The sequence below is a fragment of the Yersinia aldovae ATCC 35236 genome (assembly GCF_000173735.1).
Lineage (GTDB): Bacteria > Pseudomonadota > Gammaproteobacteria > Enterobacterales > Enterobacteriaceae > Yersinia > Yersinia aldovae.
In genome coordinates, this window is record NZ_ACCB01000009.1 from 82,228 (window position 1) to 98,109 (window position 15,882).

Genomic DNA, 15,882 nt, shown 5'->3' on the forward strand with positions numbered 1-15,882 from the left:
TTCCCGCAGCTTACGCACATTCACACCATGAATTGTTTCGCTTACCAGACTAAGATACTGACTCAGTCATCAGCATTGTGTCTGATTGAGCACCGCCACGCGATAAGAGGAATATTATGACATCGTTAACTCATCTCCCGGCGAATATGGTCGCGATAGAAATCAGCCAGTTTGGTGGGCCTGAAGTCTTAAGCGCAGTAACTCGCCCAACACCGATGCCTGCCGCCAGCGAAATTCTGGTTAAAGTTTCAGCCGCCGGCGTTAACCGCCCCGATGTCATGCAACGCCGTGGTCATTATGCACCGCCACCAGGGGCATCAGATATCCCAGGATTAGAAGTCGCCGGTGAAGTTGTCGCGATGGCCGCAGATGTCAGCCGCTTTAAAATCGGTGATAAAGTGTGTGGATTGATCGCCGGAGGCGGTTATGCACAGTTTTGCGCGATACACGAAACAAATGCCTTACGAATTCCCGCCGGGCTTACTGCCATAGAAGCCGCGGCCTTACCGGAAACATTCTTTACGGTTTGGGCCAACCTGTTCCAACGTGGGCATCTTACCGCCGGTGAAACCGTGTTAATTCATGGTGGGTCTTCTGGCATAGGGACAACGGCCACCTTACTGAGTAAGGCATTTGGCGCAAAGATGGTTATCGTGACTGTTGGGTCGGAGGAGAAGCGTCAGGCCTGCCTGTCGCTGGGGGCTGATGTTGCCATTAATTATCACACCCACGACTTTGTGGCTGAAACTAAACGCGCCACCGCCGGCAAAGGCGTGGATGTTATTGTCGATTTAATTGCCGGTGATTATGTCGCGCGAAATTACGAGGCGGCAGCCATGAATGGCCGCATTGTTCAAATTGGCACACAGAATGGCAATGCTAAAGATCTTAACCTTATGCTGCTGTTGTTAAAACGCCTGACACATACAGGCTCCACATTACGTTCGCGCAGTGTTGCGGAAAAAGCATTGATTGCCAGAGAGTTGGAGCAACAAGTGTGGCCGCTATTGGGCGAGAGTAAAATGAAACCACAAATCTTCCGCACCTTCCCGTTGGAGCAGGTGTCAAAAGCTCACGAATTGATGGAAAGCAGCACGCATATCGGCAAGATTGTTCTGACAGTTTAGCGCCGTTAATAGCTGTAATAGCTAATAGCTAATAGCTAATAGCTAATAGCTAATAGCTAATAGCGGTAAAATTAATCGTTATAAGATAATCACTATCCCCCTTCATCCGGTGAAAAAAAATGCGTAAGCAGCATTATCTCACCGGATGGACCATAGCAGACATTCACATTGCCCCCAGATTCAGCTATAACATAATAGTATTATGGTATAGAAACTCACCACAACCTATAACAGTTTAGCTAACTAATTTATTAAACTGATATACTTTGAATTCAGCCTTCCATGCTAATCTATAACAAGCCGTAATGGTTTAATTTGAATAAGTCATTAATCACAAGGTCATAATTATGGACATAATTAAAAAAATATTAATCGACGATATCGCACGGATAAATCTAAAAGAAAAAAGAGACGGTCGGTTAAAATTTAACAGCGATTTTGTCTACAAACATCCCTACCTGTGTCTGGCGATGTTGATTTCCTATGTTTTTGTCTTGGTCTTAATGTACTTAACGCCCTATTTCGGTTCTGGCTATATGATTGCCTTTACCGTTTTCTTTGCACTGATGTCTACCATTTTAATGATGGAAATCAAGCCGATATTTAAGTTTGAAGATATAGGTATTCTTGATTTACGTGTTTGCTACAACGGGGAGTGGTTCTTTAGTCGTGCGTTATCGACTCAGGCAATTGACGAAATATTAAATAATAAAAATATCAGTGATGACTTTAAACTTCGTTTTAAACATATAATTAATAACAAAGGCGAAATAGATTTCTATGATGTTTACGACTTGGCCTACCTGCCAAAAAAGTCACAACACATCAGTGAACCCAGTGCTAATGCACCACTTGCCAGCACTTCTGCCCTCAGATAATCCCCGTTATCGCTCTCTTCACGCCCACCGTAAAACTAAATCTGGTGGGCCGATTTATCTGATAGATAGAAATTGTTAGGCAGATACCGCCAACGTATTAGATTTTTGTCTATAATCCACTGCTTAACCTAATTATAAGAGGCGGGTAGTCATGGATAAAATTGATGAGCAACTGATTGCAATTTTAGTGGGGAACGCACGAGTCTCACTGAAAGAATTATCTCAGCAGGTAAACCTCTCCTCCCCCAGCACGTCTGAACGCCTGCGTCGTCTTGAAGAGCACAGTATTATCCGCAGCTACACCCTGGATTTAGATCCCCAAGCTTTCGGTTATAGCTTACAAGCCATTGTTCGCGTCACGCCCTTAGTAGGAATGCTGAATAAAGTAGAGAAAATCATTCAGGAAACACCGGAATGCATTGAGTGCGACAAGGTGACTGGTGATGATTGTTTTATCTGTCGCCTCTATATTCACTCGATAGAACAATTAGATACAATCATTGACCGCTGGGCAGAACAAGCGGAAACCCATACCTCGATTGTCAAAAAGTCGCCTGTTACAAGGCGCTTGCCCCCGTTAGTGCAGCCAACAAAGAGTACAAAAAGTTAAAATCTGTGTGATGAAGCTCACTTTACCTATAATAAAGAGTTATCATTAACCTAATTATATAGATATTTAAAATGGACCCACAATGAGTACCCATATCCTAAATCAGATGCCAGAAGACTCGTTGATTCAAACGCTGCCCTACGACAGTTGGAGCAAGATTGAAACAGGCAATCTGAGTGCTATTGAGCCACTGGAGCAAGGTAAGGTACTCTTTTTGCCGCATCTCTGTTTTGGGCTGAGTGAGCAGGAGAAGCAACTGCTTGACCCGACACTGGTTGACGTAAAGCGCAAAAATATCAGCTTCAAACCATTAGAAGGCGTACTAACGGGTATCACAGACGAAAGCAAAGTTGTGTTAATCCGCCAGTTACTCGAGCGTTATTACCAGAGCTGCCTCAGCCTGGTGAAGCAATTACTGCCAGAATATACCACCGTACTGCGCAGCCCGACCAATAGCCTCAGATTACACCCGGTGACAGCCTGGCGCGACAAAACCTCATGGAGAAAAGATGATAGTCGCCTGCATGTTGATGCGTTTCCCTCTCGGCCCAACTACGGTGAACGTATCATTCGCATATTTACCAATATAAATCCGTATGGCGAACCTCGCGCATGGCGCGTAGGTGAAGACTTTACTCAGCTCGCCCGCCGTTATTTGCCGCAACTTGAGCGCTATTCCCCCCTCAGTAGTTGGTTGCAACATAAGCTCGGTATTACCAAGCGCCGCCGCAGCCATTACGATCATCTGATGCTTCAGTTGCATGATAAAATGAAATCAGATTTGGATTATCAGCAAAACGGGCTGCAACAGGCAATTGATTTTCCCTCCGGCAGTAGCTGGATCTGTTTTTCTGATCAAACACCTCACGCCGCAATGGGGGGGCAGTTTATGTTAGAGCAGACCTTCCTACTACCAGTTGATGGAATGAAAAACCCCCAACATTCACCGCTAAAAATATTGGAAACATTGACAAATAAAACGCTGATATAACGACGAAGGTATTATTGGCGATCTAACCCGCTGCATCAGCGGGTTTCTCTGATGAGACTTGATTGTCCTGCCAAACTATTTGTATGCTTAACCGCCTAAAAAATTAACGCAGCATCTTGATCACCGATATAAAAATTAATATTATTTCCCCCGAGTGAAATAGCACCTATCATTGGAGGTTAATATGGTTAAAGTCTATGACAGAAATAGAAACCAGATTATCCCAGGGAAACGTGTCATGGTTGCACAAACCGGGGAGGTTGATGTTGCCAAGGCTATCCATGCACAAGGGCTGGCCCCTGTTCAGGCTGAACGTGCAAAAGTTGTTGAGTTGCAACATACCGGTGAACGCTATGTTCCTTTTGACTTGGTCAGATTAGGTTAATTGTCTGTTCATCAATATATTCTGTCTGCAAATAACATTATTTTATAATCTTGCCATTTACTTGCCGGGGTTAGCTTGTTATTACTATTAGCGGGTTGTCAATAACAGCACTCCGGCTAAGTTATTTACGCCCGGCCTATTTAGCTTAATCATATATATTACCTAATAATACGCTTTATATATCCGGCTGGCATTCCTGTCAGCCGGATACTCTCCCCCTAAATATGGCAAGCCGGCTCAATGACCTGAGCAACTTTCTTCTGGAAGGTATCAAGCTGGCACAGTTTGTCATCGCCACTGTTTTCACAACCCTCAACAGCAACTGAAATCATGCCGGCTGGATTGTTCTTCAAATCCAACATCTCTGCCTTTCGCAACTGATCCATTGTTTGGTAGAACATTTTCACCGCGACATAACGCTGATGATTATCGGGATTCTGCCATAACTCAAACACTAAACCACCACCGGGTGGGGTATTATCCGGTTGCTGCGGCAGTTGCCAGCTGGCACCCAACATGCCTGCAATATTTGCGATATTGGTATCATGGCCGCCAATGAATAGCACCCGGCTTTGCGGCGATAGCGGCAACGTTTGCCCAAGTGCGTCAGGTTGGAGCGTTAAGGCTGCATCAATCTGTTGTAACAGTGGCGTCCCTTTATGGCGGGCGATATACGGCGTTTTTGCCATTAAATCAAATTGCACATTGTGAAGCGACAGAAGTGAGGCCCAATTCTCTGTTCCACTCAGCCTATTCCAGGCCACATTTGGCATGTTTTGCGCGTTTTGCAGTAAAAAGATTTCACCCAATGTCGATGATAAGGCGAGTGGGCCGTTGAGCGACACTTTACTCCCCTCTTTATTAACCTTAATTTCATTCGCGGCAAAATGGGCAAAATCACAGGTTTTGTCATTCTGTTGCCGTGTCTTGCAATAAGGTGACTTCGCGAAATTCAGCACCTCGCCCATTTGAGCAAAAGGTTTGGTATAGCGCTCCCCCAGCGAACTTAACGGCCCACCAAGATGCTCTTCAACGGCTTTCTGAGTTTGCACAGCATCTAATTTGCATACACCGGCTTCAACCGGATGGAACAATGGGTCTGTTTTTTTCAAATCTGCTTGATAATGTACTTTCAGACCGCAATCAGGAGCCACGCCATCAAGAAATGCCTGCCCCGTCAAGCGGGTTCGTTGATCAATATCTGCCTGTGCATAGATAACGCCCTCTGCCGGGCAGCCCGCAAGCAATAACCCTTTGCTACGAAAGTAGTCACCGTAGAACTGCCCCATCAGCGTCACTAATTGCGCGCCGCGAGGCGTTAAATACCCTGCTTTTACCGGCCATTGCGGCCACTTATCCGGTGTGACGTCATTCATCAACTGAGTTTGTTTGGTCGGAGAGCGCACACCGTGACGACTCAAGATAACCACCCGCTCTAAGGTATAACCGGCTGGTTGTGGGGCCGCCGTCACTGTGAAACCGCTCAACATCAACACCAGCCCAGAAAGTTGTAGGCTGTTCTTTAATACTGTCATAATTTTATGTCCTCATTAAAACTGCCAATATTTTCACCTGTTCGAGTATGGTCGACGAACGTTAGGCCAACAATGCACAGAAATAACAAACCGTCAGATGGCAGCAGAAAAAAGTTATGCGGTTAACATATTTAACGAACCCGGCAAAATATCCCTCCTCATGCGGTTGATCGACAAAAAACAGTATAAATTGCACTAAACTTGATTCTCTTCTCATTGTGAGATTGGCATTTGGCCGATTATGGTATTAACAGCATTTATACATATAAGGAGGTATAACGCAGAAATCCCCTCCGGTTACTCATCGGAAAGCCTTTGTCATATTAGGATTGTTGAGTGTAGCTCGTTAATTCGACGGCTATACATATAAATCATAAGGAGTCTGACATGCGGAAAACAGGCGATATCGACAGAGCCATGTCGGCAAGACAACTTCCAAACAAAGCCGTAGCACTGATTCTTGCAGGTGGTCGTGGCTCACGTCTTAAAGATCTTACATCCGTCAGGGCGAAACCCGCCGTTCACTTCGGCGGAAAATACCGCATTATCGACTTCGCATTATCTAATTGCCTCAACTCAGGCATCCGCCGTATCGGGGTAATTACGCAGTATCAATCTCATACTTTGGTACAACATATTCAACATGGCTGGTCATTTCTTAGCGAAGAAATGAATGAGTTTGTTGATTTATTACCCGCGCAACAGCGCCAAGGGCGAGAGCACTGGTATACCGGCACCGCCGATGCTGTTTTTCAAAATTTGGATATTATCCGCCGCTATAAAGCTGAATATATTGTGATTTTGGCCGGGGATCATATCTATAAAATGGATTACTCACGCATACTATTAGACCATTCGGAAAGCGGTGCGGCCTGCACCGTAGCCTGTATTGAGGTGCCGAAAGAGGACGCTCATGCCTTCGGCGTGATGGAGGTTTCCGAAGAGCTGCAAGTGAAGATGTTTTGGGAGAAACCGCAAGAGCCACCAACGCTGCCCGGTAAACCAGATCGCAGCCTGGCCAGTATGGGGATTTATGTTTTTAACGCTGAATTCCTGTTCGAATTACTCACAAATGATCATATCGATGAGAACAGCAGCCACGATTTTGGCAAAGATATCTTGCCGAAGATCACTGAACAAGGCTATGTTTGGGCACATCCGTTCTCGCTCTCTTGTGTTTCCACCTCACCCGATGCCCCTGATTATTGGCGTGATGTAGGTACATTGGATGCTTATTGGCAAGCTAACCTCGATCAGGCTGCTATCACGCCAGAGTTAGATATGTATGATCCTCACTGGCCAATCCGAACTTATGCCGAACCACTCCCACCGGCAAAATTTGTTCAAGACAGATCTGGTAGCCACGGGATGACAATGAATACATTGGTCTCTGGTGGTTGTGTTATATCCGGGTCGGTCGTGGTCAATTCAGTGCTATTCTCCCGAGTGCGAGTCAACTCATTTTGCAATATTGATTCCTGCGTATTGCTTCCTGATGTCGAGGTTGGCCGCTCATGTCGCCTACAGCGTTGCGTTATTGATCGCGCCAGCAAAATTCCCGAAGGTATGGTGATTGGTGAAAATGCAGACGAGGACGCACGCCGCTTCTATCGTTCAGAGAATGGCATTGTGTTAGTCACGCGTGAGATGTTAGCAAAACTATAGGTGAAGATTACCCCCTGCATGGACAAGTGGGGAATAATTTATATAATCAGCCCAAACAAACGAAAAGGTCTGATTATGTCATTTACTGAATGGGTAATACTGGGGGTTGTTATTGGTTGTGCCGTGGGTGCCTTACTGAAAATTTTGAGTAAGAAAAAAGGCCGTTAACCTCTTAATTTATGATTTTTCAAGACGGTACCGAAGGTGCCGTCTCTTTTATCGCTGCATATTAGTATCTTATATTAGAACGTATAACGCAGCCCTAAGCGAAAACGGTACTGTTCACTATTGTATTCATTCCAGCGATCCAACCATTGTAATTCAATATATGGCATCCAGTGAGTGTCCATCTTATAACTGAATTTATTGGTAATTTCCCAATGTGCGCTTTTGCCATTTCGACTGTGAAAATCATTCACCCGAACGAAGTAATGTGGTTCAAAGGTGTATGACAGTACATCCGTCAGTTTGAAGTTCCAGTACATGGCAAATTCGTGGGTATCATTGTGGGCATAATAGCCATTGATATCCTTTGACTCATAGTTATGATGATTATAACGGTAACGGCTTGTCAAATTGAAAACTGGCAAAAATTTATAATTAAGATCTATATAAGCCGCACCACCGGAACCGGTACTATTTGAGTTAATTAATCCACCGGGGGTAATCGTGAGTTTATCCGTCAGGCGAAAAAGAGGATACCAACCTTCCAGCTCATTGTAGCTGTGTTTTAATTGGTCCATCTTACCGGCATTATAAGCATTGGTATACATCAGACCCGAACCATTGTCGAAATTGTAGCCTCCGCGTAAAATGATTTCATGTTGATCCGAGGCCGTGTTATAAGCTTCCCTTGTTTCAAGATAGGGTCTGCCAGAAAATGCACTAGCAGAGGTAATCAACGAGGTAATTAAAACAACTGAATTATATTTATTCATGGCAATCCCTATTTATAATAATAAATTAAGTTTTTTATTTTTATTACATAATGAAAAATTGACAAACAATCATCATGGCTATATATCCGCCATAAATCACCAGCAGAGAAATAGCACAATCAGAATTAATTCATGTCAGTCTTTAATCTTGCTACCACGCAAATAAATCATACTTGCTATACCGCTTATCATCCCGGTATTTCTGTTTTTCGCAGATTCAGTTCGGCAATTATTCTCACAAACCGTTGCTCATTGAGCTTATAGAATAGTCCCATCGTTACGGCTGCAATCATTGCCAAAGCACAAGGGTAGATAAATATTAACTGACGTAACCCCTCTAGTACCGATGCAGATTGTGCCACATTGGGAATATAGCCAATCTGAGTCAACATAATCCCCGGAAGAAACCCGGCCAATGCAGCAGAAATCTTGCGTGAGAAGGTATAACCGGTATATACCGATCCTTCAGCGCGAATGCCAGTTTTCCATTCACCGTAATCCACTGTATCGGAAACTAACGCCCAATTCAGGCTATTCACAAATGCAGTCCCGAAGAAGGCCATACAGGAGAATGCCACAAACGTTACCGAACTGCTGCCCCAGACATAATTGAGCACATCGCCTAAGATCCATAACATTAACCCACTGAGGTAAACGGTTTTTTTACCGAAAAACTTCACTGCTGTTGGAACCAGAAACACCCCAATCAAAATACAACCCATACTAAAAAACCCATATAGGACAGTAAATTAATATCCTGTAATACATATTGAGTATAATAAACCTGAATGGCCAGTTTGATATTGAACGCAGCCAGCGTACACAGGTTAGCAATACACAGAACTAATAACGGTGGGTTTTTAAATATGGCGCAGAAGGATTTGAAAATACCCGGTTTATGGTGTGCCGGCATCGGCTCTACATAACGCTCTTTGACACCGGAATAGCACAACCACATGCAGAGCAAACCGAAAGTAACAAATATCAGCGCCGCCACCAGATACCCCCTCTCTGGCGCAGAAGTAAATAGCAATTGGATCGGCATAAAGGCGACAGTACACAATAATAAGCCTACAGTGGCTCCGCCCTGACGCCAGGCGGCAAGATGCGCTCGTTCATTAGGGTTTTTGGTCATCGCGGGAACCATAGCGCCATACGAGCAGTTCATTAAGCTGTAAAATAGGCCAAATAACATAAACAGTAGCGTCGCCAGTACGGTTTTAATATTCAGGCTAAAACCCGTATTGAGAAAATTAGCCACTGCCAATAAGGCCACCGGCAAAGAGGCATATAAAATAAATGGACGGAACTTACCTTTCACACCAATATTACGGCGGGAATCCAACAGTACGCCGGTCAACATATCGGTAAAAGCAGTAAAAAACTTGGCAATTAAGAAAATAATGCCACCGTAAATGGCCGGAAGCCCCAGAATATCGGTATAGAACTTCAGCAAATACAGCGTCCCGATACATAGCATCAGATTGGAACCAAAATCCCCCATTCCATAGGCTATTTTTTCCCGTAGCGGTAATCTGCGTGTCACTGGGTTCTGGTTAGTTGAATGTTGCATCTGACAGGTCCTTTTTATTGTTAACCCGCTTACCTCCGGTGCAATTTAATTCTGCGTCCAGAGCCTGCCATAAGCGGGATGTAGGGTTCAGTCTTATTAATTAACCGTTATTATTTATATTGTGACTTTATACCACCGGGCTGACATCGCGTTTACGCGCCTCCAGTTCGGTGACAATTTTAATGTAACTTTTCTCGGTCAGATGGTAGAAAAAGCCCATTGTCAGCGCCGTCAGGATAGCCAGCCCACACGGATACAAGAAGATTAATTGCGTTAAACCTTCAAGTGTTCTTTCTCCTTGAGCCACATTAGGCACATAGCCAATATAAGCCAGCATCACACCTGGGAAGAAACCAGCTAATCCCTGAGAGATCTTACGAAAGAAAGTAAAGCCGGTGTATACCGTTCCTTCTGAACGAACACCCGTTTTCCACTCGCCATATTCTACGGTATCAGATACCAGCGCCCAGTTCAGGCTGTTAACGAACGCGGTGCCAAAGAATGCCAGGCAAGAGAACAAAACAAATAAAGTCGACGTGCTCCCCCACATATAGTTCATAGCATCGCCCAACATCCACAAACCCAGCCCCCCAAGATAGACGTTTTTCTTACCAAAACGCTTCACGGCTGTCGGCACCAGCAATACCCCAAGCAGAATACACCCCATGCTGAAAAAACCCATATAAGACAATAGAGTGACGTCGTTCAGCACGTATTGGGTGTAATAAATCTGAATTGCCAGTTTGATATTGAAACCTGCCAGCGTGCACAAGTTGGCAATACAGAGAACAAACAACGGCTTATTACCCGTAATAGCTTTGAATGATTGCAACAGCCCAGGTTTCGGCACACCCGGTTTTGGCAGTTCAACATAACGTTCTTTAACGCCGGAATAACACCACCACATGCACAACATACCGACAAAGGCAAAGATAGCTGCAGCCACCAGGTAGCCAGTCTGCGCCTGCCCTTCAAACAGCGACAAAATAGGTACAAAACCGACTGTACACAACAGCAATCCGATGGTTGCCCCTCCCTGACGCCATGCGGCAAGCTGAGCGCGCTCTTGCGGGTTTTTGGTCATCGCCGGAACCATTGCGCCGTAAGAACAATTCATCATGCTGAAGAACAAACCAAACGTCATAAAGATCAGTGTTGCTGTAATAGTTTTACCAGTAATGCTAAAGGAGGTGCCGATAAAGTTGGCGACCACCAGCAAGGCAACAGGCATTGATGCATAGAGAATAAACGGGCGAAACTTGCCTTTTAGCCCAATATTACGACGATTATCTAGCATCACGCCGGTACCGATATCAGTAAAAGCCGTAAAAAAGCGCGAGATGAGAAAGATCCACCCCCCCCCAGGCTGCTGGGATCTCCAGCACATCGGTATAAAACTTCAGCAAATACAACGTACCCACACATAACAGCAGGTTAGAGCCGACATCCCCCATCCCATAAGCGAACTTTTCGCGCATAGGAAGGGTCAACTTGACCGGGTTTTGGTGTACTTCACTCATGGTAATTCTCCTGAAAGACCCACCGACAGGCAGGTCTTCGCCCTGTGTTATAACGCCCGTAATGATGCAAACAATTCAGCCCATTCACTGCTCGCACGATAGAATACTGGTGGCCTCCCTATTGGGGCCGGTAGCGTTACTTCCCCCCCGCCACCGTGTGGTTCGCCGGTCCACAGATTTATCCAGTTATCTTCTGGCAGATACAACGTCCAGTCAGTACGGCCCTCTTCATATACCGGAGCGACCAACAGATCACGGCCAAACAAGTACTGATATTTCAGGTGATAAGTGTGAGCGTCATTTTCGTAATGCAGGAATAGCGGGCGCATCACGGGTAAACCAGATTGTGAATTCAGTGACACCGCCTGTCTGATATAAGGCTTCAGCGCGGCAAACACATGGGTCATGCGGGCAAACTGGCGAATCGTGTCGATATCACCGTCAAACTGCCAGTTATCATCCGGGCGATTACCTTCGTGGGTGCGCATTAACGGGGTAAAAGCACAAAATTCACACCAACGCATCAACAGCTCTTTACTACGTTTCATGTCAAATAAGGTGGTATAGCCGCCGATATCACTGTGATGCAGGCCGTGGCCAGTCATGGCCAGTGATAACGCTGCGGGTATCACTGACGCCAAACCATCATCAAGGCTCCAATCGACGTTTTGGTCACCGGCCCACATCATCACCGAGTACTTTTGGCTACCGGTATAACCTGCACGCATAAAGAACAGTATTTCGCCCAATTTACCGGTTTCGGTTAACGCATCGTAGTTACACTTAGCCCACAGAGCAGGCCAGGCGTTATGCATAATTTCTGCATCAACACCGTTGTCCATCACGGTATCGGTCGGCAGGTATTCACCAAAGTCAGCCATCCAGCCATCAAGCCCAAACTCAATCAGATTCTTTTTAATGACGTCTTTATACCAGTCGTAGGCGGCCGGTTTGGTGAGATCAACAACTCCGGCATAGAATTCACCAAACTCCACCTGGTAATCGTTGCCGTTGTAGTCTTTGGTTAGATAACCCTTTTCTGCGGCTTCGGCGTACAGCTCTTTTTCAATGGCAACATACGGATTGATATAACCCAGGAAACGCACCCCTTCGTTCTTCCACTGCGCAATACGTTTATCCAGTGCTGGGTACAGCTCGCTATCCCAGCGCCAGTTCCACATCAGGCGCTTACCAAAGGAAGTAATGCGACGACCTTCCCAGTCTTGTGCCCAAATACCGCTGACTTTCACACCATGTTCACGCATCACATCCAGTTTTTTTTTGGCACACCTCAGTACCGCCCTGAATCCCCAGAATCACCCCGTCATACACCCAATCCGGCAGTTCGGGCTGGCGGCCCAGTAATGCTGTCAGTTTTTCCAACAGACGGATATAGCTGTCAGCGCACTCAAAACGCAGCACGGCGCTGTCTTGCCAAATCGCCAGTTCATGGTAATCCGGCGACGAAAAATCGAAATTCATGTAACAACTGTTATCAACGTGGCAGTAATATTTTTGGCTGCTGACAAATGTCGGTTGTGGGAAGAATGTCCAGTAATAATCGCCACCGGCGTTTTCTTTGCAATCGGCCTGCCAGGTAACATAGCTTTGTTTGTTACGGCCAACCCCCTGCTCGCTGGTCCACAAGGGGAAAGGCTTCCCACGCAGATTGAAATAGGAAAACTGCTCACCACAGCCGTAAATATGGTCTTCCTGCTGTGCAGCCAGACGCAACCACATTCTGTTATTCTCTTTATCGCTATTACTGAGCGTCATCTCCAGCCGCCCTGCCGCATCACCGGTAATATGCAGCGTGGTTTGCGCCACGTCACCACGGCTAAAGTGGATATCCCAACCACGCCCCTGCGGGGTGATAACGGTATCCGTTAGCGCCAGTTTTTCGCTCAGACAATCTTTGACACTGAAATTACCCCGAAACATGTCGATATCGGCTTTGCCACGGCCAATCCACAGGCACGGTGCCTGTGCGCTATGTTGCAGCAATAAACGCTGTTTGAAAGAAAGGGTGAAACCACCATCGTGCTCAGCCAACTCCAACCCCGGCAGAATGTCAGATTGATAAGTCATAATAAAACCCCAAAATAATGTAAATGCTGTTGATTTTGCTACGGTATCCGACATCATCCAGATACCTATTTATCAGAACATGTGGCCCGCAAAACGCGGTAATATCAGGTCAGTTCGATCACCTCAAGGCCGAGCAACTGAGCGACTTTTCGCAGCAATGGACGGTGGTCACCGTAGACCAATGAGGTGTGGTGCTCCATACCGGCATCCAGCAAGCGTTGGCGATAGCAGTCAGCATCGATATCTAACCGAGCGGTTCCGGCAGTTCCCGAGAACGCCAGCGGTGCTTTGATCATCTCCCCGCCGGCCAGCATCAGGCGCAGTTTGCCCTCACCCTGCGTAATGCGGCATAAGGTGATACGACCGGGTTTGAGGGCAAATTCAGAAAGTAGGGGTAACTTACGATTGGAGTGGATGGTGGCCTGGACCGGCCCATCACGATCAGCCATTTCAATCGGTGCCTGGCCGCAATGCCAGAACACCACACTATTGGATACCGGATCGATATCCACCAGATCGGTATTGAACGCCGCATTGCCCGAGGCCCATTGCGCCATTAATGACGAGAGCACGCCAAACATATCTGCCTCACAACCACATGGCACTTTATCTTCGTTCATCAACGCCAATGCACCGCAAGCAGCGCAGCCATAATCGGTGAAAAAGTCCGGCCAGCAGCGAACAGCAATACCGGAGTAACCTTCTAATTGAGCTTTTTCACGTAGGGCTGAGTAGACTTTCAGCGTTTTACGGGTGGCTGTTTGATCCATTTCAGCCAAATTTGGGAAATCTTTGGCTCGGCGTTGATACGGCGCATCGGCTACGCTATCCGGTAATGCTTTGACTTCATCGATAAATTCCGACACCGGCTGGCGAACAACACTAACCCCAAGTGTTGGGTCAATTGTTGTTGGTTGTAATTACAAGCATCAAAACCCAGCGGATGATCGCCAATCACCATTACTTTGGCCTGTTTAAAACGATTGACGATAGCCGCCGCCTGCGCCAGTTGCTGTAGTTCACTTACCACGCGGGCATCATCTGGCAGGCCATGAATGGTTTGGAGCTTGATATTTTCCCGACTCAAAGCATGACATGCCAGGTTAACGCCGCAGAATGAATTCAACCGTAAACGCCCCCCAGTGCGCGCTTCGGGGAACGACCACATGGCAGTCGGCACTGGAAAATCACGCACCACTTCACAGGTCAATGAGGCATCGGTAAACGTCACCTGTAAAATTAGCAGTAAATCAAGATTAGCCTGCTTCAACGCGGGCAAGGCTTGTAATGCTGATTCAGCATCAAATTGCAGCGCGGGTTGCCCAATCAATTCGATGTCCATTGCACTCAGCGTTTTCCACGCCTGAGCGAGCATTTCCTCTGCATACGGCACATCAAAAGTATTTCGGCCTAAGGCCAATACACCCACTTTTGCTTTTTTATTCATCATATTGCTTCCAGTGAATTTAATAACTTACGGATTGGCGCAGCTCAAGCGACAACACTAAAACAGTGCTCAGTACAGCTTTGGTATTTTTGCCCTGGCCGCAGAATGACTTCAGGAAAATGGCCATAGTGAATGCTGTCAGGAAAGGCTTGAGTTTCCAGACAGACTCCCGAGAACGCTCGATAGCGATGCCCTGCTTTACCGTTCCACACTTTGTTGGAAAGTTTGAATGCGTTGTAAAACTGAATACCTGGCTGCGTAGTACAAACATCCATTACCCGGCCAGAGTGTGGGCAGATAAGTGTGGCCGCAGGTTGCAGATCGAGGTTGCTGTTCGGTGATAAATTGTTTTTTCTCAAAACATAATTCACGTCAAAATCCTGCGCTGGACGCTGCTGCATGGCATCCCCTAAGCGACGGGCATTGCGGAAATCAAACGCGGTTCCGGCAACACGGCTAATCTCCCCTGTCGGCAACATGCTGGCACCATCCACCGGCGTCATAAAATCTGCGTCGATTTTCAACTGCTGATCATGAATCAGGTGGGTATGACCACTCAGGTTGTAGTGACTGTGATTCACCAGGTTAACGACTGTCGGCTTATCGGTTTCTGCCTCAAAACTGAACCTCAGCACGTTGGCATCGGTCAGGCCAATCCGATGGCGCACCTGCAAATTGCCCGGATAACCCTCTTCACCATCCAGCGAGGTGCGACTGAAAATAATGCCATCACCATCTTCCTGTGCTTGCCAGACATATTTATCAAATCCGCGAATACCCCCATGCAAATGCTGGCCGGTAGGCAGTTCATTGGTTGCCAGCACAGACTCCTGCCCGTCAATCTTGAAACGTCCACCGGCGATACGGTTAGCACAGCGCCCGGCAATAGCACCAAAAAATGGATGACCGTCCTGATAGGATTTCAAATCATCAAATCCCATTACGATATCGTCCAGCTGCCCGTTGCGGTCTGGCACCCAAAGCTGAGTAATGATGCAGCCGTAATCAGTAACGCAAAGCCGGATGCCACGGCTATTGGTCAGGGTAAATAGTGAAACTTCCTGCCCCTGATGCTCGCCAAACGGCTGGCGTTTAATTGTTGTCATGACCTTTTCCTTGTATTTC

General features: G+C 46.5%; 11 protein-coding genes and 3 pseudogenes. 6 read left to right on the plus strand and 8 right to left on the minus strand.

The window, feature by feature from the left end; translation table 11 throughout:
• Positions 1-116: 116 nt before the first annotated feature.
• The 5 genes from YALDO0001_RS06260 to ydfZ all read left to right on the plus strand — a co-directional run bounded on the left by YALDO0001_RS06260 (position 117) and on the right by ydfZ (position 3,991).
• Positions 117-1,127 (plus strand): NAD(P)H-quinone oxidoreductase, encoded by a 1,011-nt coding sequence (locus YALDO0001_RS06260; RefSeq protein WP_042839493.1) that lies wholly within the window; start codon positions 117-119, stop codon positions 1,125-1,127.
• 347 nt (positions 1,128-1,474) lie between these two features.
• Positions 1,475-2,005, plus strand: coding sequence for a YlaC family protein (locus YALDO0001_RS06265; protein ID WP_004701018.1), 531 nt, complete (start codon positions 1,475-1,477; stop codon positions 2,003-2,005).
• Between the two features lie 151 nt (positions 2,006-2,156).
• The gene (locus tag YALDO0001_RS06270; RefSeq protein WP_004701020.1) at positions 2,157-2,615 is read left to right on the plus strand and encodes an Lrp/AsnC family transcriptional regulator; all 459 of its coding nucleotides are present in this window, start codon (positions 2,157-2,159) and stop codon (positions 2,613-2,615) included.
• 82 nt (positions 2,616-2,697) lie between these two features.
• The gene (gene kdoO, locus YALDO0001_RS06275) at positions 2,698-3,606 is read left to right on the plus strand and encodes a Kdo hydroxylase KdoO (protein ID WP_004701022.1); all 909 of its coding nucleotides are present in this window, start codon (positions 2,698-2,700) and stop codon (positions 3,604-3,606) included.
• Between the two features lie 184 nt (positions 3,607-3,790).
• On the plus strand, positions 3,791-3,991 hold the full coding sequence (gene ydfZ / locus YALDO0001_RS06280; RefSeq protein ID WP_004701024.1) for a putative selenium delivery protein YdfZ: 201 nt from the start codon (positions 3,791-3,793) through the stop codon (positions 3,989-3,991).
• Between the two features lie 218 nt (positions 3,992-4,209).
• On the opposite strand, the gene YALDO0001_RS06285 is transcribed toward ydfZ, so the two are convergent.
• On the minus strand, positions 4,210-5,526 hold the full coding sequence (locus YALDO0001_RS06285; protein ID WP_004701026.1) for an AppA family phytase/histidine-type acid phosphatase: 1,317 nt from the start codon (positions 5,524-5,526) through the stop codon (positions 4,210-4,212).
• A 387-nt stretch (positions 5,527-5,913) separates the two neighbouring features.
• Here YALDO0001_RS06285 and glgC point away from each other — a divergent pair, with 387 nt between their 5' ends.
• Positions 5,914-7,191: a glucose-1-phosphate adenylyltransferase gene (gene glgC, locus YALDO0001_RS06290; RefSeq protein ID WP_042839494.1), complete on the plus strand. Its 1,278-nt coding sequence runs from the start codon at positions 5,914-5,916 to the stop codon at positions 7,189-7,191.
• 242 nt (positions 7,192-7,433) lie between these two features.
• On the opposite strand, the gene ompL is transcribed toward glgC, so the two are convergent.
• The 7 genes and pseudogenes from ompL to YALDO0001_RS06320 all read right to left on the minus strand — a co-directional run bounded on the left by ompL (position 7,434) and on the right by YALDO0001_RS06320 (position 15,863).
• A complete protein-coding gene (gene ompL / locus YALDO0001_RS06295) occupies positions 7,434-8,129 on the minus strand; it encodes a porin OmpL (RefSeq protein ID WP_004701034.1) in 696 nt (231 codons plus the stop codon).
• A 188-nt stretch (positions 8,130-8,317) separates the two neighbouring features.
• Positions 8,318-9,702: pseudogene (locus tag YALDO0001_RS06300) on the minus strand (MFS transporter).
• Positions 9,703-9,829: 127 nt separating this feature from the next.
• Positions 9,830-11,222, minus strand: a pseudogene (locus YALDO0001_RS06305) (MFS transporter).
• Positions 11,223-11,269: 47 nt separating this feature from the next.
• Positions 11,270-13,310, minus strand: a pseudogene (locus YALDO0001_RS06310) (alpha-glucosidase).
• Positions 13,311-13,414: 104 nt separating this feature from the next.
• The gene (locus YALDO0001_RS21790; RefSeq protein WP_252830388.1) at positions 13,415-14,176 is read right to left on the minus strand and encodes a hypothetical protein; all 762 of its coding nucleotides are present in this window, start codon (positions 14,174-14,176) and stop codon (positions 13,415-13,417) included.
• Positions 14,131-14,760, minus strand: coding sequence for a hypothetical protein (locus YALDO0001_RS21795; protein WP_004701048.1), 630 nt, complete (start codon positions 14,758-14,760; stop codon positions 14,131-14,133). The genes YALDO0001_RS21790 and YALDO0001_RS21795 overlap by 46 nt, the downstream gene beginning before the upstream one ends.
• A 41-nt stretch (positions 14,761-14,801) precedes the next feature.
• Complete coding sequence (locus YALDO0001_RS06320) at positions 14,802-15,863, minus strand: aldose epimerase family protein (RefSeq protein ID WP_004701050.1); 1,062 nt, start codon at positions 15,861-15,863, stop codon at positions 14,802-14,804.
• Positions 15,864-15,882 lie beyond the last annotated feature (19 nt).

Bases quoted from the DNA above. Each gene is read 5' to 3' on its own strand.
- YALDO0001_RS06260 (WP_042839493.1), top strand. From the start codon at position 117: ATGACATCGTTAACTCATCTCCCGGCGAATATGGTCGCGATAGAAATC.
- YALDO0001_RS06265 (WP_004701018.1), top strand. From the start codon at position 1,475: ATGGACATAATTAAAAAAATATTAATCGACGATATCGCACGGATAAAT.
- YALDO0001_RS06270 (WP_004701020.1), top strand. From the start codon at position 2,157: ATGGATAAAATTGATGAGCAACTGATTGCAATTTTAGTGGGGAACGCA.
- kdoO (WP_004701022.1), top strand. From the start codon at position 2,698: ATGAGTACCCATATCCTAAATCAGATGCCAGAAGACTCGTTGATTCAA.
- ydfZ (WP_004701024.1), top strand. From the start codon at position 3,791: ATGGTTAAAGTCTATGACAGAAATAGAAACCAGATTATCCCAGGGAAA.
- YALDO0001_RS06285 (WP_004701026.1), bottom strand. From the start codon at position 5,526: ATGACAGTATTAAAGAACAGCCTACAACTTTCTGGGCTGGTGTTGATG.
- glgC (WP_042839494.1), top strand. From the start codon at position 5,914: ATGCGGAAAACAGGCGATATCGACAGAGCCATGTCGGCAAGACAACTT.
- ompL (WP_004701034.1), bottom strand. From the start codon at position 8,129: ATGAATAAATATAATTCAGTTGTTTTAATTACCTCGTTGATTACCTCT.
- YALDO0001_RS21795 (WP_004701048.1), bottom strand. From the start codon at position 14,760: ATGATGAATAAAAAAGCAAAAGTGGGTGTATTGGCCTTAGGCCGAAAT.
- YALDO0001_RS06320 (WP_004701050.1), bottom strand. From the start codon at position 15,863: ATGACAACAATTAAACGCCAGCCGTTTGGCGAGCATCAGGGGCAGGAA.